The organism is Variovorax atrisoli, assembly GCF_014195185.1.
Classification (GTDB): domain Bacteria; phylum Pseudomonadota; class Gammaproteobacteria; order Burkholderiales; family Burkholderiaceae_C; genus Variovorax; species Variovorax atrisoli.
In genome coordinates this window covers 396,970-421,716 of record NZ_JACIBG010000008.1, presented here as the reverse complement: position 1 = coordinate 421,716, position 24,747 = coordinate 396,970, and the positions used below count along the sequence as shown (strand labels likewise).

Annotated in this window: 22 protein-coding genes; 18 read left to right on the top strand and 4 right to left on the bottom strand. The window is 67.4% G+C overall.

Going from position 1 to position 24,747, the window contains the following annotated elements; translation table 11 throughout:
* Nucleotides 1-245: 245 nt before the first annotated feature.
* Nucleotides 246-1,142 carry a helix-turn-helix transcriptional regulator gene (locus FHY06_RS27100; RefSeq protein WP_184606924.1) on the bottom strand — a complete coding sequence of 299 codons (897 nt, stop codon included), beginning with the start codon at nucleotides 1,140-1,142 and terminating at the stop codon, nucleotides 246-248.
* Between the two features lie 175 nt (nucleotides 1,143-1,317).
* Here FHY06_RS27100 and iaaH point away from each other — a divergent pair, with 175 nt between their 5' ends.
* The 5 genes from iaaH to FHY06_RS27075 are packed head-to-tail and all read left to right on the top strand — an operon-like array spanning nucleotide 1,318 to nucleotide 7,152.
* Complete coding sequence (gene iaaH / locus FHY06_RS27095; protein WP_184606923.1) at nucleotides 1,318-2,724, top strand: indoleacetamide hydrolase; 1,407 nt, start codon at nucleotides 1,318-1,320, stop codon at nucleotides 2,722-2,724.
* A 19-nt stretch (nucleotides 2,725-2,743) separates the two neighbouring features.
* Nucleotides 2,744-3,895 carry a substrate-binding domain-containing protein gene (locus FHY06_RS27090; protein ID WP_184606922.1) on the top strand — a complete coding sequence of 384 codons (1,152 nt, stop codon included), beginning with the start codon at nucleotides 2,744-2,746 and terminating at the stop codon, nucleotides 3,893-3,895.
* A gap of 2 nt (nucleotides 3,896-3,897) precedes the next feature.
* Nucleotides 3,898-4,755 (top strand): branched-chain amino acid ABC transporter permease, encoded by an 858-nt coding sequence (locus FHY06_RS27085; RefSeq protein ID WP_020723392.1) that lies wholly within the window; start codon nucleotides 3,898-3,900, stop codon nucleotides 4,753-4,755.
* Nucleotides 4,733-6,469, top strand: coding sequence for a branched-chain amino acid ABC transporter ATP-binding protein/permease (locus FHY06_RS27080; protein WP_184606921.1), 1,737 nt, complete (start codon nucleotides 4,733-4,735; stop codon nucleotides 6,467-6,469). The genes FHY06_RS27085 and FHY06_RS27080 overlap by 23 nt, the downstream gene beginning before the upstream one ends.
* The gene (locus FHY06_RS27075) at nucleotides 6,466-7,152 is read left to right on the top strand and encodes an ATP-binding cassette domain-containing protein (protein WP_260310707.1); all 687 of its coding nucleotides are present in this window, start codon (nucleotides 6,466-6,468) and stop codon (nucleotides 7,150-7,152) included. The genes FHY06_RS27080 and FHY06_RS27075 overlap by 4 nt, the downstream gene beginning before the upstream one ends.
* Nucleotides 7,153-7,194: 42 nt before the next feature.
* On the opposite strand, the gene FHY06_RS27070 is transcribed toward FHY06_RS27075, so the two are convergent.
* Nucleotides 7,195-8,097 carry a LysR family transcriptional regulator gene (locus FHY06_RS27070; RefSeq protein WP_019658032.1) on the bottom strand — a complete coding sequence of 301 codons (903 nt, stop codon included), beginning with the start codon at nucleotides 8,095-8,097 and terminating at the stop codon, nucleotides 7,195-7,197.
* Nucleotides 8,098-8,215: 118 nt separating this feature from the next.
* Between FHY06_RS27070 and mdlC the strand changes: the two genes are divergently transcribed.
* From mdlC to FHY06_RS27035, 7 genes are all read left to right on the top strand, one after another.
* Entirely contained in the window at nucleotides 8,216-9,847 is a 1,632-nt protein-coding gene (gene mdlC / locus FHY06_RS27065; protein ID WP_184606920.1) for a benzoylformate decarboxylase, read from the top strand.
* 68 nt (nucleotides 9,848-9,915) lie between these two features.
* Nucleotides 9,916-11,364 carry an aldehyde dehydrogenase gene (locus tag FHY06_RS27060; protein ID WP_184606919.1) on the top strand — a complete coding sequence of 483 codons (1,449 nt, stop codon included), beginning with the start codon at nucleotides 9,916-9,918 and terminating at the stop codon, nucleotides 11,362-11,364.
* Nucleotides 11,365-11,510: 146 nt separating this feature from the next.
* Nucleotides 11,511-12,488 (top strand): Bug family tripartite tricarboxylate transporter substrate binding protein, encoded by a 978-nt coding sequence (locus FHY06_RS27055; protein WP_184606918.1) that lies wholly within the window; start codon nucleotides 11,511-11,513, stop codon nucleotides 12,486-12,488.
* 11 nt (nucleotides 12,489-12,499) lie between these two features.
* Nucleotides 12,500-13,690 carry a 4-hydroxybenzoate 3-monooxygenase gene (pobA, locus tag FHY06_RS27050; RefSeq protein WP_184606917.1) on the top strand — a complete coding sequence of 397 codons (1,191 nt, stop codon included), beginning with the start codon at nucleotides 12,500-12,502 and terminating at the stop codon, nucleotides 13,688-13,690.
* Nucleotides 13,691-13,835: 145 nt separating this feature from the next.
* A complete protein-coding gene (locus tag FHY06_RS27045; RefSeq protein WP_184606916.1) occupies nucleotides 13,836-15,269 on the top strand; it encodes an MFS transporter in 1,434 nt (477 codons plus the stop codon).
* A complete protein-coding gene (locus FHY06_RS27040; RefSeq protein ID WP_126185819.1) occupies nucleotides 15,266-16,189 on the top strand; it encodes a ketopantoate reductase family protein in 924 nt (307 codons plus the stop codon). The genes FHY06_RS27045 and FHY06_RS27040 overlap by 4 nt, the downstream gene beginning before the upstream one ends.
* Before the next feature lie 17 nt (nucleotides 16,190-16,206).
* Nucleotides 16,207-17,352, top strand: coding sequence for an alpha-hydroxy acid oxidase (locus tag FHY06_RS27035; protein ID WP_184606915.1), 1,146 nt, complete (start codon nucleotides 16,207-16,209; stop codon nucleotides 17,350-17,352).
* On the opposite strand, the gene FHY06_RS27030 is transcribed toward FHY06_RS27035, so the two are convergent.
* Complete coding sequence (locus FHY06_RS27030; protein WP_126185817.1) at nucleotides 17,341-18,345, bottom strand: AraC-like ligand-binding domain-containing protein; 1,005 nt, start codon at nucleotides 18,343-18,345, stop codon at nucleotides 17,341-17,343. The genes FHY06_RS27035 and FHY06_RS27030 overlap by 12 nt on opposite strands.
* 273 nt (nucleotides 18,346-18,618) lie before the next feature.
* Here FHY06_RS27030 and FHY06_RS27025 point away from each other — a divergent pair, with 273 nt between their 5' ends.
* Genes FHY06_RS27025 through FHY06_RS27000 form a run of 6 tightly spaced genes read left to right on the top strand, consistent with a single transcriptional unit; the run spans nucleotide 18,619 to nucleotide 24,288 of the window.
* Nucleotides 18,619-19,932 carry an ABC transporter substrate-binding protein gene (locus tag FHY06_RS27025; RefSeq protein ID WP_260310706.1) on the top strand — a complete coding sequence of 438 codons (1,314 nt, stop codon included), beginning with the start codon at nucleotides 18,619-18,621 and terminating at the stop codon, nucleotides 19,930-19,932.
* Nucleotides 19,933-19,941: 9 nt separating this feature from the next.
* On the top strand, nucleotides 19,942-20,685 hold the full coding sequence (locus FHY06_RS27020) for an ABC transporter ATP-binding protein (protein WP_184606914.1): 744 nt from the start codon (nucleotides 19,942-19,944) through the stop codon (nucleotides 20,683-20,685).
* Entirely contained in the window at nucleotides 20,672-21,364 is a 693-nt protein-coding gene (locus tag FHY06_RS27015; RefSeq protein ID WP_019658043.1) for an ABC transporter ATP-binding protein, read from the top strand. Before FHY06_RS27020 ends, FHY06_RS27015 begins: the two co-directional genes overlap by 14 nt.
* Nucleotide 21,365: 1 nt before the next feature.
* Nucleotides 21,366-22,232 (top strand): branched-chain amino acid ABC transporter permease, encoded by an 867-nt coding sequence (locus FHY06_RS27010; protein ID WP_184606913.1) that lies wholly within the window; start codon nucleotides 21,366-21,368, stop codon nucleotides 22,230-22,232.
* A complete protein-coding gene (locus FHY06_RS27005) occupies nucleotides 22,229-23,230 on the top strand; it encodes a branched-chain amino acid ABC transporter permease (RefSeq protein WP_260310705.1) in 1,002 nt (333 codons plus the stop codon). Before FHY06_RS27010 ends, FHY06_RS27005 begins: the two co-directional genes overlap by 4 nt.
* 44 nt (nucleotides 23,231-23,274) lie before the next feature.
* Entirely contained in the window at nucleotides 23,275-24,288 is a 1,014-nt protein-coding gene (locus FHY06_RS27000) for a nitrilase (protein WP_184606912.1), read from the top strand.
* 75 nt (nucleotides 24,289-24,363) lie between these two features.
* Here FHY06_RS27000 and FHY06_RS26995 read toward each other — a convergent pair whose 3' ends face one another.
* Entirely contained in the window at nucleotides 24,364-24,744 is a 381-nt protein-coding gene (locus FHY06_RS26995; RefSeq protein ID WP_184606911.1) for a nuclear transport factor 2 family protein, read from the bottom strand.
* Nucleotides 24,745-24,747 lie beyond the last annotated feature (3 nt).

Here is a 24,747-nt window from a genome sequence, read left to right as displayed (position 1 = left end):
GCAGTCAGAGGCCGATCGGCAGGCAATGACACGCCACGAGACCACCTCTGCTTTCGTATTTCGATCGCTTCGACAGATGCGTATGCAGTGCGGTGGCCTTCGCACCAGTGGTTGCTGGCGGTCCTCTTCAGCGCGCCCGTGCCCAGGGCATCGCCCCGCGAACGAGTGCTGCCCAGCGACACGCAGCACCTTCAAGCCGATGCACGACCTGGCACCCGGGCCTGCGCCACACCAGGCGCAAGAGATCAGTTGGGGCGAATCTGTTGTGAGGCGCTGCGCTGTCGCATCACCTGCGTCGCGAATGCGGAAGGGGTCGCAAGGTCTTCTGCTGGCGCGGCAGGCATCGGCATGTCTGCCGCCGCGGCTCCATGCTCCTGGTGAGCCAGCAGCGCCCGAACCCGGCCGACGAGCGCCGATCGATTGGCCACGCGCAGTTTCTTGAACGCGTTGCCCAGATGGAAGCGGACCGTTGGATATTCGAGCCCGAGCCGGCTCTGGATCTCCTTGTCGGGACAGCCGCAACTGACCAGCCACGCCACCTCGGCCTCGCGCTTGCTCAGGCGTCCTTCGCGCTGCAGTGTTGCCTCTGCGGATTCACCTTGCTCGACGGCAGGTGCGGACTCCTTCCAGCCCAGCCGTGAAAGCGCGGCGGTGATGGCCGGCTCGACGAGGTTCAGGATCTCGATCTCGCCCGCATCGAAATTTCCCCGCTCCCGATTGCGCCAGATGCGAACGTCCCCGACGCACCGCTCGCGATCGTAGAAATAGACGTTCACTCCCCAGTACATCCGGTCGCGACGAAGGAAGTCGTTGAAGAACTCCGTACGCGACAGGTCTGTCTGGCAGAGCACCTGCGTTGCCAGGGTCGGCTTGCGGCGCTGCATCATGGGGTAGGTCAGCGGGTCCACGAAGCGGAAGTAGTCGTCCCAGGACCTCAGGTTCTCCTCGGACATGTTGAGCGCGGTCGTCCGGCCGAAGCGCTGCCTTTCGCCGTCCCACACCATCGACACGTAGGTATCGGCACGAAGGAGATCGAGCATCGGCAGCGCCATGCGCTCGCGCAGCTCGTCGCCGTCGGTCGCGTTCGCGACGAGGCGCATGAGGTCCGACAGGGCCCTGGTCTGGATGGTGGAGAGGTGCATGGTCGATTCCAAGCAAGCTTCATGCGCGGGGCGCCAATGCTAGGCAGCGCTGTGGTTTTCGCCAGTCGGGTCTGACCCTAGGCTCCGCGCGGCGAGCGGCCCCCTAACGATTTCTATAGGTCCCCGACAAAACCCCGCTGCGTACATTGAATCGTCACCAAACGCTGAACGAGCCATGCACGCGATCGACCTTCCTCTCTCTGCCATTCGCAAGCTCCTTGATGGAGCATCCGTTTCAAGCCTGGATCTGGCCGAGGCCTGCATCGCACGGTCTCAAGCCTTTAGCGACCTCAACGTGTGGGTCAGCTTCGATCCCGAGGCATTGCGAAAAGAAGCGCGCGACGCGGACCGCCGTCTTGCCGCCGGCGAGCGCCTCCCTCTGCTGGGCATTCCCATCGCGCTGAAGGACAACATCGAGGCGGCCGGCATGGCCTGCGGGGCCGGTACGGCGTCACTGAACGGAAAGCAGCCCCGGGCGGATGCGGAGCTGGTCGCGCGCCTTCGGGCCGCAGGAGCCGTGATCGCGGGCAAGGTGGGCATGCACGAGCTGGCGTTCGGCATCACCACCAACAACGCGGTCACTGGAGCCGTCAGAAACCCCTGGGACCGCGCCAGGATCCCCGGCGGCAGCAGTGGAGGTTCGGGTGCCGTGGTCGGCGCGCGCATCGTTCCCGCCTCCATCGGAACGGACACGGGCGGGTCGGTCCGCGTCCCGGCGGCCCTGTGCGGGGTCAGCGGCTTCCGGCCAACGGTCGGGCGCGTGCCGGCCCTGGGCATCGCACCAATTTCGCTCACTCGCGACACTGCCGGGCCGCTGGCCTACACCATTGCGGACTGCGCCCTTCTCGACGAGGTGATGACAGGCGCCAAGGACGGCCGGATGAAACTGGCGCTCCAGGGGCTGCGCCTTGGCGTCCCGAGGCGTCCGTTCTGGAACGACCTGGAGCCCGCAGTGGAACAGGTCGCCGAATCCGCGCTCGACACGCTGCGGCAGGCCGGTGTCGAACTCGTGGATGTCGACATGTCCGCCCTGAGCGAGCTCAATGCCAGTGTCAGCTTCCCGGTGGTGTTCTTCGAGTTCGTGCGTGACATGCGCAAGTATCTCGAGGCGCGCGGGCGCGGCGTCACGCTCGAGGAGATGATCGCAGCCGTCGGCAGTCCTGACGTGCGCGGTGCCGTCGGTACGCTCCTGACCGGCGGCGGCATTCCCGAGGACGTCTACGAGAGCGCTCTCCAGGCGAGGGCGAAGATGCAGGCGCTCTACGCGCAGGCATTCGAATCGCACCGGATCGAAGCGCTGGTCTTCCCCACGACGCCGCGGGTTGCTGCCCTCGTCGGCGAAGACGAAACGGTCGACCTGAACGGCACGCAGCAGCCCACCTTCGGGACATTCATTCGCAACACAGACCCCGGCAGCAACGCCTCGTTGCCCGGCGCGACCATCCCGCTGGCACTTGCGAACAACCTGCCGGTGGGCCTCGCGCTCGACGGCCCCATCGATTCCGACCGCCGGCTTCTGGCGATCGCCGAAGCCGTCCAGTCCGCGCTTGCGCCTGCCCCTCAACTCACAACGCCCAACTGAAATCGCGAAGGAGCATTCCATGGATCGTCGTCATTTCCTGCAAGCAACGCTGGCCGCAGGGGCAGCTTCCGCACTGCCCACGGCCTTCGCGGCCGACCCGCTCAAGGTGGCCGTGATGATTCCCCAGAGCGGCCCCGGTGGCTTGTTCGGTCCGTCGTGCAAGGCGTGCGCCGAGATGGCCGCTACGGCCCTGAACGCCCGTGGCGGTGTGCTGGGCCAAAAGATCGAGCTTCTCTACGGCGACGCGGGCCTTGCACCTGCGGAAGCGGGCCAGGCTGCGCTGAAGCTCTGGAAGGGCCAGAAGGCGGGTGCCGTCATCGGCATGCACGACAGCGCAGTGCGCGGTGCGCTCGTGGGCCTCTTCAAGGGCCAGGTGCCGTACTTCTACACGCCCGTCTACGAAGGCGGGGAGTGCGCGAAGGGTACCTACGTCAAGGGCGAGACGCCGCAGCAGCAGCTCGAGCCCGTGATCCCATGGCTGGCGGCCGAACGCAAGCCCACCAAGTGGTACATGATCGGCAACGACTACATCTGGGGCCGCAACACCAACGCCACCGCCAGGGCCTACATCGAGAAGACCGGCGCCAAGGTGGTCGGGGACGAGTACCTGCCCTTCACCGTCGACAACTTCGATGCGAGCCTCGCGCGCATCCGCGACAGCGGCGCCGACGCCGTGCTCGTGTCGCTGGTCGGCGGCGCTTCGGTGACCTTCAACAAGTCGTTCGCGAGCTTCGGCCTTTCGGACAAGGCGATTCGCCTGGGCACGCTGATCGAAGAGAACACGCTGGCAGGCATCGGCTTCGCCAACGCACGCAATCTCTATTCGAGCTCCGGCTACTTCGCGAACATCGACACGCCCGCGGCGAAGGCCTTCGCCGCGGACTATGCCAAGGCCAACGGCGCGAACGCGCCGGCATTGAACGGCCTTGCAGAATCGACCTACGAAGGCTTCCTGATGCTCGAGGCGCTCGCGAAGAAGGCAGGCAGCCTGGACCCGGCGAAGCTCGATGCCGCCTCCGAAGGAACGACCTACAGCGGTCCGAGGGGCGCGGTGACCGTCAAGGCGCGCCACGTGGAGCAGGACATCTACGTGGCCGACGTCACGGACAAGGGCTTCCGCGTGGTGAAGACCTTCCCGAAGGTCGGCGCGGGCCAGACGTGCAAGGTCTGAACATGCTCGATGGCAACATCCTGCTGCACGGCCTGAACCTGGCCTACGAACTGGCCACGCTCGCACTCACGACGCTGGGCCTGGCGATCGTCTTCGGCCTGCTCGGCGTCATGAACATGGCGCACGGGGAGTTCGTGATGCTCGGGGCTTATTCGGTGGTGACGGTGCAGAAGCTGGGGCTGCCGCTGGTGGCAGCGGTTCCCCTGGCGGTGGTGGTGTGCGGCACGCTCGGGTACGTGGTGGAGCGCTGGCTCATACGGCCGCTCTATTCGCGGCCCTTCGACACGCTGCTCGCGACCTGGGCGCTGGCCATGCTCCTGAGAAAGCTGGTCGAAGCTGTCTTCGGCAGGGAGTACCGGAACGTCGAATCGTCGCTGACCGAACCGATGATGGTCTTCGGTTCGCAGTACCCGGCCTATCGCCTCGCGCTGATCGCTCTGGCAGTGGTCGTGATGGCGGGGCTCTTCCTCTGGTATCGGCGCAGTGCGGCCGGGCTTCGAGTGCGCGCCATGACGGCGAATCCCGTTCTTGCGCAGGCGCTGGGCATCAATACCCGGCGGCTCGCTTCGCAGGCCTTCGTCATCGGGGTCGTGTTCGCCGGCCTTTCCGGCGTGCTGCTTGCGCCGCTGATCCGCATCGAACCGGGCATCGGCGTCGACTACCTGCTGGACGCCTTCTTCGTGCTGGTCGTCGGCGGGCTCGGGACCTTGGGCGGCATGTTCGGCGGCGTCGGAATCATCGGCGGCTCGCAGGCCATCGTCAGCAGCGTGGCAGGGCAGACCAGCGGCTACGCGGTCGTGCTGATGCTCTCAATCCTCTTTCTGTGGCTCAAGCCCAATGGCCTTTTTTCGCGACGCTAAATCGGCGGCCTTCCTGGCCGCGGTCCTGGTTGCGCTGCCGTTCGCGTCCAGCGAATTCGTGGCGTACCAGATCGCCCTGTTCCTGATCTACGGGATCGCCGCGCAGGGCGTGGCCCTCTGCTGGGGGCGCCTCGGATTCCTGCCCCTGGGGCACGCGCTCTTCTTCGGGCTGGGTGCCTACCTGTTCGGCGGAATGCTCAAGGGCGCGGAGTCGAACGCCGCCTTGTATCTGGCATTGCCGCTCGCCGTGGTGGCGCCGGCCTTGCTCGCCTACGTCATCGCGCGCCTGGTCTTCGCCAGAAGCTCGCGCAGCGGCCCCTACTTCTCGCTCATCACGCTTGCGCTGACGATGCTGGGCTTCCTGGCGGCGCAGCAGTGGAGCGGCCTCACCGGCGGCTTCAACGGCATGACGGACATTCCCGACATTCCCGGCACGGCCCGCTACGAGACCTTGTACTGGCTCGTGGCGGCGGTCGCGGTCATCTCGACGCTCGTTCTCGCGATGTTGGCGGCCCGGCCCATCGGGGTGATCTGGGAGGCGGTGGCGCAGAACGAGGAGCGGCTTCAGCTGCTCGGGTACGCAACGGACCGGGTCAAGGCGAACGCCTACGCGTTCTCCGCCTTGCTCGCTGCGGCGGCAGGTGCGTTGTTCTCCGCCCACCAGGGCATCGTGACCCCGCAGGCGATGAGCTTCATCCTCTCGACCGAGTTCGTGATCTGGGCCGCCGTCGGAGGGAAGGGGAGTTCGCTGGGGCCGTTGCTCGGCGCCACCGTGGTCGGCTACGCGTCCGCCGAGCTTCGTGAGCAGTTCCTCTACTGGGAAGTCGCCGTGGCCGCCCTCTTCATCGTCGTGGTGCTGTTCCTGCCGAACGGGGTCGCCGGTCTGCTGAAGCGCCGCGCCGATCCGCGCCACGGTGCAGACTCGCCGGCCCCCCCCGCGCAGGAGACGGCCACGTCCACGGCGCCCGTCTCCCTGACCCTCGATGGGGTGAAGACGGCCCAGTCGGGCGTGACGATCCTCGACGGGCTTTCCCTGGCCCTCAGCGGGCCCGGCATCCGCTGCGTCATCGGTCCCAATGGCGCGGGCAAGACTTCCTCGTTCAACGTCATCACAGGGCGACTTCCGCTTCTGGGCGGAGGCGTCACGCTCAACGGCCACGATATCGGCGGGTTGTCTGCATGGCGCGTGGCGCGCAAGGGCATCGGACGCAAGATGCAGGTGCCATCGGTCTTTCCCGACCTCACGGTGCGCGAGAACCTGGGCCTGGCCGTGTGGGCCGGACGGGCATCCGCCGTCGACACGCTGAGGCGGGCCACGCTGGGGTGGCACACCAGCCTTCTCGCCGAGATCCTGCAGGAGTTTCCCGCCCTCGCGTCGCAACTCGACGCACCGGCCGGCACCCTGGCACAAGGGCATCGGCAAGCACTGGAACTGGCGATGACGCTACTTCCCGAGCCGAAGCTGGTGTTGCTGGACGAGCCCTGCGCAGGCCTGTCGCCCGGCGAGACCCATCAGATGATCGATGCCATCAAGGCCCTGGTGAGCCGGATCGGTGCGGCTGCGCTGCTGATCGAGCACGACATCACGGCGGTGGATGCCATGGGCGGCGACGTGTATGTGCTGCACCAGGGGCGTCTTCTCGACAAGGGTTCGCTCGCGGACATCCAGGCCAGCGCAGCGGTGCGGGCGGTGTATGCGGGAGGTCGCAAATGACTCTGGTCTTCAAGGAATTGGTATGCGGCTACGGCGACACCGTCGTGGTCCGCGGAGTGTCCGGAGAAATCCGGCCCGGTCATGCGCTCGCCATCGTGGGAAGAAACGGCGTCGGCAAGAGCACGCTGATGAAGGCCCTGGCTGGCCAGTTGCCGCTCACGAGCGGCGATATCGACTGGAACGGCCAGGCCCTCGACGACCGGCCGCTGCATGCGCGCCTCGGCCTGGGAATCGCATTCGCGCCGCAAGAGAACGTCGTGTTCGGCGAGCTGACGGTGGCGGACAACCTGTGGCTGCACCTCGACGACCGGAAGGCCGAACGGTACGAGGAGGTCTTCCAGCACTTCCCGCTGCTTCAGCGCCGGCTCGCCCAGCGGGCGGGATCGCTCAGCGGCGGCGAGCGCAAGCTGCTGTCCTTCGCGCGGACCATGGGACTGCAGGCCAGGCTCTCGATGCTCGACGAACCCACCGAGGGCGTCCAGCCGGAGAACATCGACCGGATGGCCGCGATGGTCAATCGCAGGAAGGCCGCCGGCGATTCATTCATCATCGTCGAGCAGAACCTGGAGTTCGTGGCGGCATTTGCCGACTCGGTGCTGGTGCTGGACCACGGCGAGGTCGTCCTGCAGGGCAGCTTCGCCGCCCTGGGCCGCGAGCGGATCGAGCAGCACATGGTGGTGTGAGCGTCCTTGCTCGAGGCGCGACGCGTGTTGCCTACTGTTCCTTCAGGCTGCCGTGAGCGCGCGAAGCTCCTCGAGCAGCTTGACGGAGGGGCCCGGCAGCATGCCGGAGCGCCTGCGAAAGGCGGTCAGCATTCTCCTGTCGCTCGCGCCCGGAATGTCGAGCGCATCGATCAGCCCGGCCTTTCGCTCGGCGTCGTACATCGGCGCCGGCATCCAGCCGAGAAAGCCCGAATGCCCGATCAGGCTCTTGAGCGCCATGACCGAGCGCGTCTCGACGACCACGTTGGGCAGCGCCAGGTTCTGCCGCGCGAACACGCTCTTCATGTGTTCGAACGGCCCCGTTCCCTTCGGAAGGATCGCCCAGCGCTCGCCCAGGGTGTCTGACAGCTTCAGCTTGCGCTTCTTGCGCAGCGGGTGGTGGCGGCCGGCCACGACGTAGCTGGTGTCCTCCCATCTGCAGTCCTTCACGGCAACGATCTCGGCCGTGTCCTCGGTGTCGACCCCGAGCGCCAGGTCGATCTCGTGCGAGACGAGCGCGTCCGCCAGCCGGTCCCAGACGCCTTCGATGATCTGGACCTGAAGGTTGGGCCACTTGCTGCAGGTCCGGCCGATGGCCGAAGGCAGCACGAGGCAGGCGATGCTGCCGACCGCGCCGACGCGGATCGTGCCCTTCGCCAGCCCGAGCATGGCCTTGATGTTCTCGCTCGCGTGCTCCGATTCGCGCTGCAGCAGCAGCGCATGCGGCTGCAGCGCGCGGCCCACGTCGGTGAGCTGCATCCCCTTCGAGTGGCGCTCGAACAGCGGCGCCCCGGCCTGTTCTTCCAGCCTGCGGATCGTGCGGCTCAGTGCGGGCTGGGTGATGTTGAGCGCGTCGGCCGCTCGCCCGAGGCTTCCCGACGAAACGATGGCGTTGAAGGCGACGAGTTGCTGTAGATCGAAAGTCATGCCAAACGGTAATGACTTTTTCTCGAAAAGGCAATTTTCAAGATGGGAGCGCGATTCCACACTCCCGCCATCGAGACAGCATTGCGAGTTCGCGGTGCACAGCAGGAAGAAACACGCAATGACCGGATCCGCACCGCACGCCGCTGCCGCGACGCCCGCACACCCCGCCACCGCCGCGGGCAGCATCACCGTTCGCGAGGCCGTGTTCGACCTGATGCGCCGCTTCGGAATGACCTCCGTGTTCGCGAATCCGGGGTCGACCGAGCTCCCGATGTCCCGCGACTTCCCGAGCGATTTCCGCTACATCCTCGGCCTGCAGGAGGCCTGCGTCGTGGGCATGGCGGACGGCTACGCGCAGGCGACCCGGAACGCGTCGTTCGTGAATCTCCATTCGGCGGCCGGCGTCGGCAACGCCATGGGCAACATCTTCACCGCCTTCAAGAACCGCACGCCGATGGTGATCACCGCCGGGCAGCAGGCGCGTTCGATCCTTCCGTTCGACCCGTTCCTGTCGTCGGCCCAGGCCACCGAGCTGCCGAAGCCCTATGTCAAATGGAGCATCGAGCCGGCCCGCGCGCAGGACGTGCCGCTCGCGATCGCCAGGGCCTACTACCTGGCCATGATGCCGCCTTGCGGTCCGGTGCTGGTGTCGGTGCCCGTGGACGACTGGGACCAGCACACCGAGCTGGTTCCGACCCGGGCCGTGAGCACCCGGACCCGTCCGGAGCCCGAGCTCATCGCCCGGATCTCGGCCGCGCTGGAGGCGAGCGAGCGCCCGGCATTCGTGGTGGGCGCCGCCGCCGATCGGGACGGCGCATGGAACGAAGTCGTCGCATTGGCGGAAGCCCACAACGCCCGCGTGTGGGTCGCGCCGATGTCCGGACGCTGCAGCTTTCCGGAAGACCATCGCCTGTTCGCCGGCTTCCTTCCCGCCATGCGCGAGCGCATCGTCGAACTGCTCGAAGGCCACGATCTCATCCTCGCCATCGGCGCGCCGGCCTTCGCCTACCACGTCGAAGGCGCGGGCCCTCATGTGCCCGCCGGCGCAGCGCTGTGCCAGTTGACCGAGGACCCGGACACCGCGGCCTGGGCGCCCGTCGGCATCTCGGCCGTCGGCAGCATCCGGCTGGGATTGCTGGACCTGCTCGCCGTGCCGCCGAAGAAGACGCGTCCTCTGCCCCCCGCGAGAAAGGCCGCACCGCGTGCGGAGCCGACGCCGCTGATGTCGGTCGCCTACGTGCTGCAGACGCTCGCGGAGGCAAGAAGGCCGGAACACATCGTGGTCGAAGAGGCGCCGAGCGCACGGCCCGTGATGCAGGCCCACCTGCCCTTCACCCGCAGCGAGACCTTCTACACGATGGACAGCGGCGGCCTCGGCTACGGCATGCCTGCGTCCGTGGGTGTTGCATTGGGCAAGCCCGGCAGCCGGGTCGTCTGCCTGATCGGCGACGGATCGAGCATGTACTCCATCCAGGCGCTCTGGAGCGCTGCGCAGAACAGGCTGCCGATCACCTTCGTGATCCTGAACAACCGGCGGTACGCCGCCCTGCAGGACTTTGCGCCGGTGTTCGGCTTCTCGCCCACCGACGTCGTCCAGGGCACCGAGCTGCCCGACCTCGACTTCCCGTCGCTCGCCAAGGGAATGGGATGCGCCGCAGTGCGCGTGACCGACCCGGCCGATCTGCGCACGGCGCTCGACGAGGCCCTGGCCAGCGACGTGCCCTGTGTCGTGGAGGTCCGGGTCGCCTGACCTTGCCGATCGTTCCCGCGTCCAAAGGCGGGAGGAATTTTTTCAAACCATCCTACGGAGACAAGCCGATGAAGATTTCGATGTTGATCAATGGCGAGCGCACGGACGCCCGCGACGGCGCAACCTTTGAGCGGCGCAACCCTCTGGACGGCAGCGTGGCGACGATCGCCCCCGCGGCGACGACGCAGGACGCCGTTGCCGCGGTGGATGCCGCAGCCGAGGCCTTCAGGACCTGGTCGACCACCGGCCCCAGCGAACGCAGGGCGCTGCTCATGAAGGCTTCGCACGCACTGGAAGCCAAGGCCGAGGCCTTCGCCGCGGCCGTGGCCGCCGAGACCGGCGCATCGGCCATCTGGGCAGGTTTCAATGTCCACCTCGCCGCAGGCATGCTGCTGGAAGCCGCATCGCTCACCACCCAGATCAGCGGCGAGGTCATCCCCTCGGACGTGCCGGGCAACATGGCCATGGCCGTGCGGCAGCCTGCGGGTGTGGTCCTCGGCATCGCGCCCTGGAACGCGCCGGTGATCCTGGCCGTGCGAGCCATCGCGACGCCGCTGGCCTGCGGCAACACGGTGGTTCTCAAGGGCAGCGAGATCTGCCCCGCCACGCACGGGCTGATCATCGAGGCGCTGCAGGAGGCGGGGCTTCCCAAGGGCGTGGTGAACTTCGTGACCAACGCGCCCGCGGACGCCGCCGCCGTCGTCGAAGCGATGGTGGCGCACCCCGCGGTCCGACGCGTCAACTTCACGGGCTCGACCCACGTCGGCAAGCTCATCGCAGCCACCTGCGCCAAGTACCTCAAGCCGGTCGTGCTCGAACTCGGCGGCAAGGCCCCGCTGGTGATCCTGGACGACGCCGATGTCGATGCAGCCGTCAATGCGGCGGTGTTCGGTGCCTTCGCCAACTCCGGACAGATCTGCATGTCGACCGAGCGCATCGTCGTCGACGAGAGCATCGCCGACGAGTTCGTCGCCAAGCTCAGCGCCCGGGCCGCAAGCCTGCCGCTGGGCGATCCGCGGCAGGGGCCCGTGGTGCTCGGTTCGGTGGTCGACCTGAGCACGGTCAACCGCTGCAACGAACTGATCGACGATGCGCTTGCCAAGGGCGCCAAGCTCGTCATCGGCGGCAAGGCGAAGGACACGCTGATGCCCGCGACGCTGCTCGATCACGTCACCTCGGAGATGCGCATCTTCCGGGAAGAGGCGTTCGGCCCTGTGAAGGGCATCGTTCGCGTCCGCGGCGTGGAAGCAGCGGTTGCCTGCGCCAACGACAACGAGTACGGCCTCGCAGCCGCGGTGTTCGGCCGCGACGTGGCGCGCGCCATCCAGGTGGCGGGGCGCATCGAGTCGGGCATCTGCCATGTGAACGGCCCCACCGTCCATGACGAAGCACAGATGCCGTTCGGCGGCGTCAAGGGCAGCGGCATCGGCCGCTTCGGCGGCAAGGCCGGCGTGGAGGCGTTCACCGAGCTGCGCTGGCTGACGGTGCAGACCACGCCGCGCCAATACCCCTTCTAGGACACGCACAGGCGCACAAGCGCACAGACGCACCGGCGTCATCGCCGGGCGTCATCTCACCGTCGGCAAAGCGCCGAGGTGGACGAGCGAAAGCATGCGGCTGCAAAGCCGCCGCACACCGATTCTTAAAACCGGAGACAAGAGAAATGAAGTTTGGTTCGATGAGCCGCCGGGCACTCGCCTGCGCAATGATCACCCTGGCCGCCGCGCCCGCCGTGGCGCTCGCACAGGATCAAAAGCCGATCGAATGGGTCGTCGGCTATGCCGCCGGCGGCGGCTCCGACACCGTGGCACGAACGATCGCCGAGGAGATGGGCAAGTCGTTGAAGCGCACGATCATCGTGAGCAACAAGCCCGGTGCCGCAACGAACATCGCCGCCGACTACGTGGCGAAATCGAAGGACTACGGGAACATCATGTTCACCGCCGACTTCGCCACGCTGGCGGCCAACCCGGCACTGTTCGCCAAGCTGCCATACGACGCGGAGAAGGACTTCGTGCCGGTGGGCATGCTCGCGAGATTCCCGCTGCTGCTGGTCGTTCATCCGAGCAACCCCGCGAACAACCTGAAGGAGTTCATCGCGTGGGTCAAGGCCAACCCCAACGGTGCGAACTTCGCATCGGCGGGAGCCGGCAGTCCCCAGCACCTGGCCGCGGAACTGTTCAAGGAACGCACCGGGCTCGCGCTGCAGCACGTGGCCTACCGCGGCGGCGCGCCGGCTGTCATCGATCTCGTGGGAGGCCAGATTCCGTTCGCGCTCATGGACAGCGCCACGGTCCAGCAGTACGTGGTGTCGGGCAAGCTCAAGGCACTGGGCGTGGCCAGCAAGGAACGCCTGAAGAACTTCCCCGACGTTCCCACGCTTTCTGAGCAGGGCCTGAGCGGCTTCGATGCCTCCGCCTGGCAGGGGCTGGTCGTTCCCAAGGGGACTCCGCCCGAAACCGTCGCGGCACTGAACAAGACGCTGCAGGCCGCGCTCGCCTCCACGCCGGTGAAGGCGCGGCTGGAAACCCTGTCGCTCGAAGCACTGCCCGGCACGCCGCAGCAGATGACTTCCTATGTGCATGCGGAACGCGAGCGCTGGGGCGCGCTGATCCGCAAGAACCAGATCCGCCTCGACTGAAGGTCCACCTCATGAAAACGCAAGTCGCCATCATCGGCGCAGGCCCCGCGGGGCTGATGCTCTCGCAGATCCTCCACCTCCAGGGCATCGAGTCGATCGTCCTGGAAACGCGCAGCCGCGAGGCGATCGAGGCCACGATCCGCGCCGGCGTGCTGGAACAGGGGACCATCGATCTCATGAAGGAGATCGGCGCGGGCGCCCGCATGCAACGCGAGGGCTTCCGGCATGAAGGAACGATCCTGCGTTTCGACGGCATCGACCGCCGCATCGATTTCCCGGAGCTGACCGGCGGCAAGGCCGTCATGGTGTACGCGCAGCACGAGGTCATCAAGGATCTGGTGGAGGTGCGCCTGGCATCGGGCGGCGACATCCGGTTCGAAGTGTCGGAAGTGAGCCTGCACGGGCTGGACTCCACCTCGCCGAGCGTTCGCTTTCGGCAGCCCGGCGGCGAGCTGCAAACCATCGAGGCCGACTTCATCGCCGGCTGCGACGGCACGCAGGGCGTCAGCCGGCCCTTGATTCCCAAGGGCGTGTTGAAGGGCTTCGAGCGGCTCTATCCGTTCGGCTGGCTCGGCATCCTCTGCAAGGCGCCGCCGTCTTCCGACGAGCTGATCTACGCGCTGAGCGAGCGCGGGTTCGCGCTCGTCAGCACCCGTTCGCCCGAAGTGCAGCGCATGTACCTTCAGTGCGAGCCCACGGACAAGATCGAGAACTGGTCGGACGACCGCATCTGGAGCGAACTGCGCGCGCGCCTGGCCACCCGCGACGGCTGGGCGCCCATCGAAGGCGAGATCTTCAGCAAGACCGTCGTCGGCATGCGCAGCTTCGTGACCGAGCCGATGCAGTACGGCCGCCTGTTCCTGGCGGGGGACGCGGCGCACGTGGTGCCCCCGACCGGCGCGAAAGGCCTGAACCTGGCGGTCGCCGACGTGCGCGTTCTCGCTCGTGCGTTCGGGGAGTTCTACAAGTCGGGCCGCGAAGACCTGCTCGAACGCTACAGCGACATCGCGCTGCGGCGCATCTGGAAGGCGCAGCGCTTCTCCTGGTGGATGACCTCGATGCTGCATCGCTTCCCGGGTGCCGACGAATTCCAGCACAAGGTGCAGATCGCGGAACTCGACTACGTCACCGGCTCGCGCGCTGCGTCGACCGCATTGGCGGAGAACTACGTCGGCCTGCCGTTCGACCAACTCGCCCATTGACCCGTGCACGACCGCTCGCCAAGAAGCGGAAGCAGAAGGAGTCGACCCACCCCTGGGCGCCAGGCCATGCCGAACGCCCGACATGGAGACAAGACATGAACCATCACTTCCCTTCGGCGAATGCTGCCAGCTCACGGGGGCACCCATGAACGCCACTGCTGCGGCCTTCAAGGGCAATGCCGACATCGGCCGGCTGCTGGACGACGGCCCCTACACGACCATGCAGAAGCTCGTGGTCTTCCTGGCCGCCCTCTCGATCGTGATGGATGGATTCGACGGCCAGCTCATCGGGTTCGCGATTCCTTCGATGATCAAGGAGTGGGGCATCACGCGCGAAGCCTTCGTCCCGGCGGTGGCTGCGGGCCTGATCGGCATGGGCATCGGAAGCGCCTGTGCGGGGCTGTTCGCCGATCGCTTCGGCCGCCGCATGGCCGTCATCGCGAGCGTCTTCCTGTTCGGCGCGGCCACCTGCGCGATCGGCCTTGCGCCCGACGTGCTGACCGTGGCGGTGCTTCGCTTCATTGCCGGCCTGGGCATCGGCGGTGCGCTGCCGAGCTCGACCACGGTCACGGCCGAGTTCACCCCGGCGCGCCGAAGGACGCTCGCCGTCACGGCCACGATCGTGTGCGTGCCCCTGGGCGGCATGCTGGCGGGCCTCTTCGCCGCACAAGTGCTGCCGGCCTTCGGATGGCGCGCGCTCTTCTTCATCGGCGGCACCTTCCCGATGGCCCTGGCGGTGCTCCTGTTCTTCTCGCTGCCGGAGTCGCCGCGCTTCCTTGCCCGGCATCCGGCGCGCTGGGGCGAACTGGGCAGGCTGCTCGCGCGCATGGGTCGCCCCATGGCGCAAGACGTCCGCTATACCGATGCCGCCGAGCAGGCCGCAGAGACAAACGCAGAGAAGAGCGCCGGCTTCGGCGCGCTCTTCTCGAACGGCCTGGCCCGCGACACGCTCGCGACCTGGGCTGCGTTCTTCATGTGCCTGACGGCCGTCTACACCGCCTTCAGCTGGCTGCCGACGATGCTCGCCTCGGAGGGGCTTTCGATGAGCGTCGCCGGTTCGGGACTGACCGCCTACAACCTGGGCGGCGTGATCGGCGCGCTGGGCTGCGCGGTGGCGATCTCCCGCTTCGGATCGCGCTGGCCGCTGGTCCTGTGCTGCGCAGGCGCAGCCGCCAGTGCGTTCGCCCTGCAGACGCTGAACGTCGGAAAGGAGACCAGCCTGCTCATCTTCGGATTCGGCGTGCACGGCATGTTCGTGAACGCGGTGCAGTCCACCATGTACGCGCTGTGCGCATTCATGTACCCGACCAGCGTCAGGGCGACGGGCACTGCCTCCGCACTGGCCTTCGGGCGCCTCGGCGCCATCCTGAGCGCCTTCGCAGGGGCCGCCGTGATCACGGCGGGCGGGGCCACGGCGTATCTGGCGCTGCTGGGCTCGGCGATGTTCCTCGCCATGGTCGCGCTGCTCATCGTGCGCCGGCACATTCCCGGGCGCGACGTGCTGCTGCAGCGCGGTCGAGGCCAGAGCCTGCCGGGCGTGGCGCCGCCGCAAGGCATTTCACAGAAGAGGTCATCATGAAAATCTCGATCGTCGGCGCGGGGGCGATGGGCTCCCTTTTCGGCGGCCTGCTCGCCGAATCGGGCAACGAAGTCACGCTGATCGACGTGAACGACGCGCACATCGATGCGGTCCGCACCCAGGGGCTTCGCCTGGCGACCGACGGCGGTGACCGGCAGGTCACGGCGCTGAAGGCCGTGCGACCGGAAGATGCCACCGGCTTCCCCGATCTGCTCCTGGTGTTCACCAAGACACTGCACACCGGTGCGGCCCTGTCCGGGGTGAGGCATCTGATCGGACCGGGGGTGCATGTGCTGTCGCTGCAGAACGGCCTGGGCAATGTCGAGAAGATCGCGGAGTTCGTGCCGCTGGAGCGGGTGCTGATCGGCGTCACCACATGGCCAGCGGACATGGTCGGTCCCGGCCACGTGCACTCCCACGGCCAGGGCGTCGTGCGGCTCATGGCGGCCGACGGTGTCGAGCGCCGCTTCGTGTCCCAGGTGGCCGAAGTGCTCACGAAGGCCGGGCTCGATTGCACCTCCGACGGTACCGTGTGGGCGGCGATCTGGGAGAAGGTCGCGTTCAACGCCGCGCTGAACAGCATCTGTGCGGTCTCCGGCTGCACGGTCGACGAACTCGGCAGGTTGCCAGACGGCAGCCGCCTCGCGAACGAAGTCGTCACGGAAGTGCTGTCCGTCGCGCTGCGCCTGGGCATCGACGTCGACGCCGCCAAATGCCGGGCCAATGTGGCGAACGCCATCGACCACCACAGGGGACACAAGCCCTCCATGCTGCAGGACGTGCTGGCCGGCCGCCGTACCGAGGTGGAGAGCATCAACGGTGCCGTCGTAGAACTGGCCGGTCCCCTGAACATCAAGCTGCCTGTCACGGAGACCCTGCTGTCTCTCGTTCGCCTCGCAGAAGCACGCTCCGTCGCCTGACGCCGCAATCGACTCCCATGCTGTTGAACATCGAAGACTATCGGCGCGCAGCCCGCGCGGTACTGCCGCGATTCGTCCATGACTACATCGAAGGCTCTGCCGACGATGGCCATTGCATGCGTCGAAACGCGGGCGATCTGTCGGCCATCGAACTCACGCCGCGCGTGCTGCGCGACACCACGCAGGTCGACACATCCGTCGAGGTCTTCGGCCGGAAATGGGCGCTGCCCATCGGCATTGCGCCGACGGGGCTCAACGGCCTCGTCCGGCCGGAGGGCGACCGGCTGCTGGCGGTCGCGGCTGCCGATGCGGGCATTCCCTTTTCACTGTCGACTGCTTCCAACATGCGGCTGGAGGATGTGCGCGCGGCCGCGCCAGACGGCGTGCAGTGGATGCAGCTTTACGTCATGCACCGCGAGATGGCGGGCCAGATCGTCGAGCGGGCCCGGGCGGACGGCTACCAGGCGCTGGTGCTGACGGTGGACGTTCCCGTCAGCGGCAACCGCGAGCTCGACCTGCGCAACGGATTTCGCATGCCATTCCGGCCGACGCCCCGTCTGGCCTGGGACCTGGTGAGCCACCCCCGATGGTCGCTTCGGATGGCACCTCGCGGCGCGCCGGATTTCGCCAACCTGACGCCCTCCGGCAGCGGCGCGGGTTCGACCAGCATGCAGGCGGCCTTGCTGGCGCGCGCCATGGACCGGTCGCTCGTCTGGGAATCGCTGGCGTGGCTTCGTGGAATGTGGAAGGGGCCGCTGCTTCTCAAGGGCGTGCTCCATCCGGACGATGCATGCATGGCGCTCGACCACGGCATCGACGGCCTGATCGTGTCGAACCATGGCGGCCGCCAGAACGATGCGTCGCCCTCGGCGATCTCCGCGCTGCCGCGGGTCGCAGGTGCGGTCGCCGGGCGCATCCCCGTGTTCATGGATGGCGGGATCCGGCGCGGCGGCGACGTCGCGAAGGCCCTGGCCCTAGGCGCCACGGCAGTGTTCGTGGGTCGGCCCACGCTCTACGGCCTGGCGGTCGGCGGGCAGCAGGGCGCGGCGGCCGTGCTGAAGATCCTCGCCGACGAACTGGTGCGCAACATGACCCTGCTCGGTGCCACCACGGTGCGCGATCTGCCCGCGCGCCGGTTGGCGGCCGGCGCTTCAGGCAGCTGAAGCCGTCGACGCCCCCGAGGCGATGCCGCTGGCGCGGTAGGCGCGGGGCGAGAGATCGAACCGTTGCCGGAATGCCCGGCTGAAGTGGCTCAGGTCGTTGAATCCGTGCGCCATCGCGATCGCCGAGATGCCGAGGCCGGCGCGCGCCGGATCCTGCAGGTCGGCCGCCGCACGCTCCAGGCGCCGGCGCCAGATGTACCGCGTCAGGGATGTGTTCTCGGCTTCGAACAGCTTGTTGATGTAGCGCGGCGAGAGATTCAGGGCGGTGCTCACCATGGCCGTGTCGAGTTCGCACACGTCGAGGTGGCGCTCCACGAAGTCCCTCACGCGCATCAACGCGGTTGCGCGGTATTCGGACAGCGGCAGCGGTGAGGCCAGGATGACTTCGTCGAGGGCTGCGGCCAGCAGCTCGGTGAAGTTCCTGACCACCTTCTCCGAGGCAGCGGGCGGCAGGAGCGATGCCTGCTTGCTGAAGCTCACCAGGTACCCGAAAAGGATCGGGCACATCTGGCTCGATTCGCCGAAGCTCGTGGCCGTGATGCGGTGGATGCTGCCGGCGCGGTGCGCGATGGCCGAGCGCGCCAGCTTGATCGTGATGATCTTGAAGGTGTCGTCGAACCTGAGCGAGTAGGGCCGCTGTGCGTCGCAGACGGCGCCGTCTCCCGCTCTCAGCACCACGCTTCTTCCGTCCTGCTGCGCCATGGCCACGCCGGAGAGCACGAAATTGAAGATCAGCGACTCTTCGCTGGCACGCGCGATGGCCGAAGGCTGGCGCTCGACGCGGTGCGCCGAAGCTTCGATGCGGGCAACGCTCAGGCCCTCCAGGCGCGATCCCTCGACGGAAGCCTCGAAGGCCATGCCGCTCATCGGCCGGCACTCCAAATCGACCAGCGCACGGCACACGACGTCCTGCCAATAGCCGAACTTGTCGTGCTGACGGAGGCCGGCGGTGGAAGCGAGGATCGAGGTCGAGGTGACGGTGGAGGTCGACATGGCGGCCCGCCTTGGGGCTGACGTTGCACTTGCTCGGTGCCCGGGCAGCGCGGGCCCGGTGCATGAGTCCGGATGCCCGGAGTTTGAGCGAAATCACGCAAGGTTGATGCCAAGAAAACCCTAGGTCGCGCCACGGTGGCGCACGCGTTTCGGCCCCTGGGCAGGGCCGTTCCAGTCAACTTTTCCGGCCGCGCCAGCAAAGTCGCACGCGCCGGAAAAACGCAAAGTTCGGCCAGGCCTTCGCGGAGGGCTGTAACCGCAACGGAGCGCACCTTGAAGACATTCACTTACATGCACAACGCCGGCTCCACCGGCCTCCTTGGCGGCCGCCGCCAGCTGCTTCGCGGCGCGGCGGCGCTCGGCGCGGTGGCGGCCCTTGGCCAGGCCGGCAAGGTCTGGGCAGCCGACAAGGACACCATCAGGATCGGCTACATCAGCCCGAAGACGGGGCCGTTCTCTCCCTTCGCCGAGGCCGACGACTTCATCCTCGACCAGGTGCGCAAGTCGCTCGCGGACGGCCTCACCGTCGGGGGCAAGAAATACAAGGTCGAGATCCTGGCGCGCGACGACCAGAGCAGCCCCGACCGGCAGTCCAACATCGCGGCCGAACTCATCAACAAGGAGAACATCGACCTGATGCTGGCGCAGGTGGCGATCGGCCCCAACGCATCGCAGCAATGCGAGCTGAACGGCGTGCCCTGCATCTCGACGGTCGGCCCGTGGCAGGCGTGGATGTTCCCGCTCAAGGGCGATCCGGCCAAGGGCTTCAAGAGCGTATTCCACTTCTTCTGGGGCCTCGAGGACATCTCCGACGTGTACCTCGACATCTGGTCGGCCGTGCCGTCGAACAAGGCGGTCGGATCGGTCTTCAGCAACGACGTGCCGGGCAACGCCATGGGCGACATGAAGCTAGGCATGCCCGGCGCCTTCGCCAAGGCGGGCTACAAGGTCGTGGACATCGGCCGTTTTCCGGTGGGCGCCGACGATTTCTCTTCCTACATCCAGGCGTTCAAGAAGGACAACGTCGAGATCGTCACCGGCCTGTTCAACCCGCCCGAGTGGGCATCGTTCGTCAAGCAGTCCGCGCAGATGAACTTCAAGCCGAAGGTCGCGACGGTCGCCAAGGCCCTGCTCTTCCCGGGCGGGGTCGCAGCGCTCGGCCCGCGCGCCGACGGCATGTCCACCGAGATCTGGTGGACGCCCGCCTACCCGTTCAAGTCGAGCCTCACCGGCCAGACGGCCAGGCAGTTCGCCGATGCCTACACCGCCGCCACGAAGCGCGAGTGGACGCAGCCCATGGGCGTCGTCCATGCGCTGTTCGAAGCGGGCATACAGGCGCTCAAGGCGAGCGGCAACCCCAAGGACCCGGTCAAGGTGGCCGACGCCGTGCGCGTGATGAAGCACGACACCATCATCGGCAGGCTCGACTTCACGTCCAGCGGCATCAAGAACGTCTCCAAGATGCGTGTCGTCGGCGGCCAGTGGCGGGTGAATGCGGCCGGCAAGCCCGAGCTCTTCATCACGAACAACAAGACGGCGCCGGAGATTCCCGTGCAGCGCAAGTTCGAACTGCTGAAGCTCGGCTGAGGAACGGCCATGCTGCTCGAACTGCGCGACACGACCAAGCGCTACGGCGACATGATCATCATCCCGAAGCTCTCGCTTTGCGTCGAGGAGGGCGACTTCATCGGCGTGATCGGCCCCAACGGCGCCGGCAAGAGCACAATGTTCGGGCTCATCTCCGGCAGCACGCGCTGTGACGGCGGCAGCGTCTTCCTCGACGGCATGGACGTCACCGCGCTGGATGCGGCGCAGCGTTGCCGCGCCGGCATCGGGCGCACCTTCCAGATTCCGCAGCCGTTCGAGGGCATGACCGCCTACGAGAACGCCCTGGTCGCGGCGACCTTCGGCAGCAGTGGAAACCGCAGCGCCGCACGGGCCCTGGCGGTGGACGCGATCGAGCGCTGTGGCCTCGCGCCCGTCGCGGACAAGCTGGCGGGTACGCTCACGCTGCTGCAGCGAAAGCGCCTCGAACTCGCTCGTGCGATCGCCACGCAGCCGCGCCTGCTGCTGCTCGACGAGGTGGCCGGCGGGTTGACCGACGGCGAGATGCAGCAGCTGCTGCAGCTGATCGTCACGATCCATCAGAGCGGCGTCACCATCCTCTGGATCGAGCACCTGGTGCACGCCCTGGTGTCGGCGGCCGACCGTCTCGTGGTGCTTGCCAGCGGCACCGTCATCTGCGACGGCGACCCCGGGTCGGTCATGGACGACCAGACCGTGAGGGACACCTACCTCGGCTCCGACATCGGCGAGGAGGTCGGCCATGCTGCGCACTGACCGTCTCGATGCGTACTACGGCCTGTTCCAGGCGCTGTTCGGCTTCACGTTCGAGGTCAGGCCCGGCGAGACCGTCGCCCTGATCGGATCGAACGGGGCAGGCAAGTCGACCCTGCTTCGATCGATCGTCGGTTCGGTGCGCACTCGCGCGGACGGAGTCCTGCTCGACGGCCGGCCCGTGGGCGGCGAGCCGGAGCGCAAGCAGCTCGATCGCGGCATTGCACTGGTGCCCGAAGGCCGGCGGCTGTTTCCCAGCCTGACGGTCCGCGAGAACCTCCAGCTGGCGATGCGCAACGGCCGCAAGGGGCCATGGACCGTGGAGCGGCTGATGAAGGAGTTCCCGGTGATGCAAGCGTTCCAGCACCGTCCGGCGACGGCGTTGTCGGGCGGTCAGCAGCAGCTCGTGGCGCTTTCGCGCGCGCTGGTCTGCAATCCCGACTACCTGCTGTGCGACGAGATCTCGCTGGGCCTGTCGCCGGTCGCGGTCAACGAGGTCTATGAACTCCTCGGCCGTGCACGCAGGGACGGCCTGGCGGTCGTGCTGGTGGAGCAGAACGTGAAGCGCGCGCTTTCCGAGTCCGACCGCTTCTATTGCATCCAGAAAGGGCGCGTGGTGCTGGAGGGCAGCTCCGAGCATGCGGACCACGCGCAAGTTGCCCACGCCTACTTTGGAATCTGACATGCAGGCACTCATCGAAACCATCGCGGGCGGGCTGATGCTCGGCGCGCTCTATGCACTCTTCGGGCTCGGCCTCAGCCTGAGCCTCGGCGTGATGAAGATGATCAACATCGCGCACGGGGACCTGATCGTGCTGGGCGCCTACCTGTGCAGCACGGTGATGCAGCTCCTGGGCATCGGGCCGTTCGTCTCGCTGCTCGCCGTGGTCCCCACGATGTTCGTCATCGGCTATGGGCTGCAAAGGGTGTTGCTCAATCGCGTGGTGGGCAGGGGCGCGCTTTCGCCGCTGCTGCTCACGTTCGGACTCTCGATCGTCCTGCAGAACGTGCTGCAGGAGTTCTACACGGCCGATACGCGCAGCCTTCAGGCCGGCGAGTTCGCGCTGCAGGGCTTCGACCTGGGCGGGGTGTCGATCGGACTGCTGCCGCTCGTCTCGACGGTGATCAGCGTGGCGATCTTCGCGGGCACCAGCTGGCTGATCGGCCACTCGCACCTGGGCCGGCAGGCGCGCGCCGTGGCGGACGACCCCGGCACGGCGCGGCTGGTCGGCGTCAACGACCGCAACTTCTTCGCGCTGGTCACCGGCTTCGTGCTCGCCGTGATCGCGCTGGCGTCGGTGATGTACGGCATCAGGACGCCGTTCTCGCCCACGGCGGGGCCCGAGCGCCTGCTGTACTCGTTCGAGGCCGTCGTGCTCGGCGGCCTCGGCAATGTGTGGGGCACGTTCGTCGGTGGCTTGATCATCGGCGTGGCGCAGCTCCTCGGTGCCAAGGTGTCGTCGGGCCTCGGCCCGTTCTTCGGACACCTGGTGTTCCTGGTCGCGCTGCTGGCGCGTCCGCAAGGGCTTTTCGGAAAGGGTTCGCGATGAACTCGCTCGCATTGATGGAAGAGGCCAGGCCACGCAAGGCGGGCAGGGCTGCAGTCGGCGTGGTCCTGCTCGCCGTGCTCGGCGCCCTGGCCGTGGCGCCGTGGTTCACGAGCTTCGCAACCCAGCGGCTCCTCGTGGAGATCTTCACCGTCTTCGCGATGGCGCTGGCCTGGAACCTGCTCGCGGGCTACGGCGGCCTGGTGGTCGTGGGGCACCAGATGTTCGTCGGCGTGGGGGCCTATGCCCTCTTCGCGCTGTCCAACAGGCTGGGAATCAACCCGTGGATCATGCTGCCGCTCGCGACGGCGGCGACCGCGCTCTTCGCATTGCTGAGCGCGCTGCCGATGTTCCGCCTCAGCGGTGCGCATTTCGCAGTGGGAACATGGGTTCTCGCGGAGATGCTGCGGATCCTGACGCTCAACAACGAATGGCTGGGCGCGGGGGGCGGCATGCCGCTGGAGGCGCTCGCGAGCTTCGATCGCTGGACGCGCAACGCGGGCGTCTATTGGTCCGCGCTGATCACCGGCGTCGGCGCGCTCGTCATCGCGCGCCTGATGCTCAGGGGCAAGCTGGGCCTGGCGCTGATGAGCGTGAGGGACTCGGAGGCCGCGGCGGCCGCATCCGGCGTTTCGATCCAGCGGGCCAAGCTCGCGCTGTGGGTCATCGCGGGCTCCATCACCGGACTTGCGGGCGCCGTGGCCTACATGAACACGCTGCAGGTGACGCCCGATGCGACCTTCTCGCTGAACTGGTCCGCCGCGGCCATCTTCATCGCAGTGCTCGGCGGCATCGGAACGCTGGAAGGCCCCATTCTGGGAACGATCCTCTACTTCGTCCTGCGCGAGTCCTTCGCCACGTACGGCTCGTGGTACTTCATCGGCCTCGGCTCGCTCGCCATCGCCACCATGGTGTTCGCACCCGGCGGCGCCTGGAGCCTCGTCACGCGGCGATGGGCCATCGATCCATTCGGCGTGCGGCGCGACATGCCCCGCCGCTGAGCCCCTTCCTCTTCACCCATTCACTCACAGTCAAGGAAATCCAGATGTCCGAAACAGCTTTCAAGGTCGCCGTCGTCCAGGCGGCCCCGGTGTTCCTCGATGCGAAGGCGTCGACGGAAAAAGCCATCGGCCTGATCGCCGAGGCGGGGGCCAACGGTGCGAAGCTCGTGGCGTTTCCGGAGGTGTTCATCCCGGGCTACCCCTGGTGGCTCTGGCTCGGCGCGCCGGCCTGGGGGATGCAGTTCGTCTCCAGGTACCACGCCAACTCCCTGCGGGCCGACGGGCCGGAGCTGGCGGCGATCGCCGCTGCGGCCAAGAAGTCGGACATCAACGTCGTGATCGGCTTTTCCGAGATCGAGGGCGGATCACTGTACCTCAGCCAGGCCCTCATCAGCGACAAGGGCGAGATGGTGTTCAAGCGCCGAAAGCTCAAGCCCACGCACGTGGAGCGCACCCTGTTCGGCGAAGGCGACGGTTCCGACTTCCGGGTGGTCGACACCAGCGTCGGCCGTCTTGGCGCGCTGTGCTGCGCGGAGCACATCCAGCCGCTTTCGAAGTACGCGATGTACGCCATGCACGAGCAGGTGCACGTGGCGTCCTGGCCGTCGTTCACGCTGTACCGCGGAAAGGCCTATGCGCTCGGGCACGAGGTCAACCTGGCCGCCAGCCAGATCTATGCACTGGAGGGGGGCTGCTACGTGCTCCACTCGAGCGCGGTCACCGGGCAGGACATGTTCGACGCGCTGTGCGACACGCCCGAGCGCGTGGCGCTGCTCAACGCGGAAGGCTGCAAGCCCGGCGGCGGCTACTCGATGATCTTCGGGCCCGACGGACAGCCCCTGGTGCCGCACATGCCGCAGGACCAGGAAGGCCTGCTCTACGCCGACATCGATCTCGCCAACATCGCCGTGGCGAAGGCGGCGTACGACCCATCGGGCCACTACGCTCGCGGCGATGTCGTGCGCCTCATGGTCAACAGGAACCCGCGCCGGACCTGCGTCGATTTCGGGGAAGGCGTGACCGACGGGGCGCAATGGACCGAAGCGAAGGTCGAGTGAGAACAGCTCAGACCGCAAGGCCCCGCGCTGCAGATCCGTGCGAGGCCTTGGCAAGCGTCACTCCATTGCGCGGTTTCAGCCGGCGGGCAGGGCGGTGCCCTGGCAGGCGGCCAGCTGCCAGCGCCGGTCCTGGCGCCGCCAGACGGCCAGGTAGCTGCTGAAGACCTGCCGCAGTTCGCCGCCGCCACGCAGCACCTGTGCCCGCATCTCGCCCGCCACGATGAGCGCGTCGCCACACGGCGTCACGGTGAGCGGCGCGAGCTCGAGCTCCCGGTAGGCGATGGCGCCGGCGGCGAGCTTGTGCAGCAGGCTGTCGCGCGAATCGACCGTGCCGGTGGAGTGCACATAGCGCAGCTCGGGCGCGAGCAGCTCGCCCAGAGCGAGCACGTCGCCGGCCAGCATGGCGTCGCGACGGCGCGCCTCCAGCGCGTGCAGTTCCTCGTCGGCAGCGCTCATGGG

What these genes read in the sequence shown, in the direction of transcription:
- FHY06_RS27100 (WP_184606924.1), bottom strand. Translation starts at nt 1,142, where the DNA reads ATGCACCTCTCCACCATCCAGACCAGGGCCCTGTCGGACCTCATGCGC.
- iaaH (WP_184606923.1), top strand. Translation starts at nt 1,318, where the DNA reads ATGCACGCGATCGACCTTCCTCTCTCTGCCATTCGCAAGCTCCTTGAT.
- FHY06_RS27090 (WP_184606922.1), top strand. Translation starts at nt 2,744, where the DNA reads ATGGATCGTCGTCATTTCCTGCAAGCAACGCTGGCCGCAGGGGCAGCT.
- FHY06_RS27085 (WP_020723392.1), top strand. Translation starts at nt 3,898, where the DNA reads ATGCTCGATGGCAACATCCTGCTGCACGGCCTGAACCTGGCCTACGAA.
- FHY06_RS27080 (WP_184606921.1), top strand. Translation starts at nt 4,733, where the DNA reads ATGGCCTTTTTTCGCGACGCTAAATCGGCGGCCTTCCTGGCCGCGGTC.
- FHY06_RS27075 (WP_260310707.1), top strand. Translation starts at nt 6,466, where the DNA reads ATGACTCTGGTCTTCAAGGAATTGGTATGCGGCTACGGCGACACCGTC.
- FHY06_RS27070 (WP_019658032.1), bottom strand. Translation starts at nt 8,097, where the DNA reads ATGACTTTCGATCTACAGCAACTCGTCGCCTTCAACGCCATCGTTTCG.
- mdlC (WP_184606920.1), top strand. Translation starts at nt 8,216, where the DNA reads ATGACCGGATCCGCACCGCACGCCGCTGCCGCGACGCCCGCACACCCC.
- FHY06_RS27060 (WP_184606919.1), top strand. Translation starts at nt 9,916, where the DNA reads ATGAAGATTTCGATGTTGATCAATGGCGAGCGCACGGACGCCCGCGAC.
- FHY06_RS27055 (WP_184606918.1), top strand. Translation starts at nt 11,511, where the DNA reads ATGAAGTTTGGTTCGATGAGCCGCCGGGCACTCGCCTGCGCAATGATC.
- pobA (WP_184606917.1), top strand. Translation starts at nt 12,500, where the DNA reads ATGAAAACGCAAGTCGCCATCATCGGCGCAGGCCCCGCGGGGCTGATG.
- FHY06_RS27045 (WP_184606916.1), top strand. Translation starts at nt 13,836, where the DNA reads ATGAACGCCACTGCTGCGGCCTTCAAGGGCAATGCCGACATCGGCCGG.
- FHY06_RS27040 (WP_126185819.1), top strand. Translation starts at nt 15,266, where the DNA reads ATGAAAATCTCGATCGTCGGCGCGGGGGCGATGGGCTCCCTTTTCGGC.
- FHY06_RS27035 (WP_184606915.1), top strand. Translation starts at nt 16,207, where the DNA reads ATGCTGTTGAACATCGAAGACTATCGGCGCGCAGCCCGCGCGGTACTG.
- FHY06_RS27030 (WP_126185817.1), bottom strand. Translation starts at nt 18,345, where the DNA reads ATGTCGACCTCCACCGTCACCTCGACCTCGATCCTCGCTTCCACCGCC.
- FHY06_RS27020 (WP_184606914.1), top strand. Translation starts at nt 19,942, where the DNA reads ATGCTGCTCGAACTGCGCGACACGACCAAGCGCTACGGCGACATGATC.
- FHY06_RS27015 (WP_019658043.1), top strand. Translation starts at nt 20,672, where the DNA reads ATGCTGCGCACTGACCGTCTCGATGCGTACTACGGCCTGTTCCAGGCG.
- FHY06_RS27010 (WP_184606913.1), top strand. Translation starts at nt 21,366, where the DNA reads ATGCAGGCACTCATCGAAACCATCGCGGGCGGGCTGATGCTCGGCGCG.
- FHY06_RS27005 (WP_260310705.1), top strand. Translation starts at nt 22,229, where the DNA reads ATGAACTCGCTCGCATTGATGGAAGAGGCCAGGCCACGCAAGGCGGGC.
- FHY06_RS27000 (WP_184606912.1), top strand. Translation starts at nt 23,275, where the DNA reads ATGTCCGAAACAGCTTTCAAGGTCGCCGTCGTCCAGGCGGCCCCGGTG.
- FHY06_RS26995 (WP_184606911.1), bottom strand. Translation starts at nt 24,744, where the DNA reads ATGAGCGCTGCCGACGAGGAACTGCACGCGCTGGAGGCGCGCCGTCGC.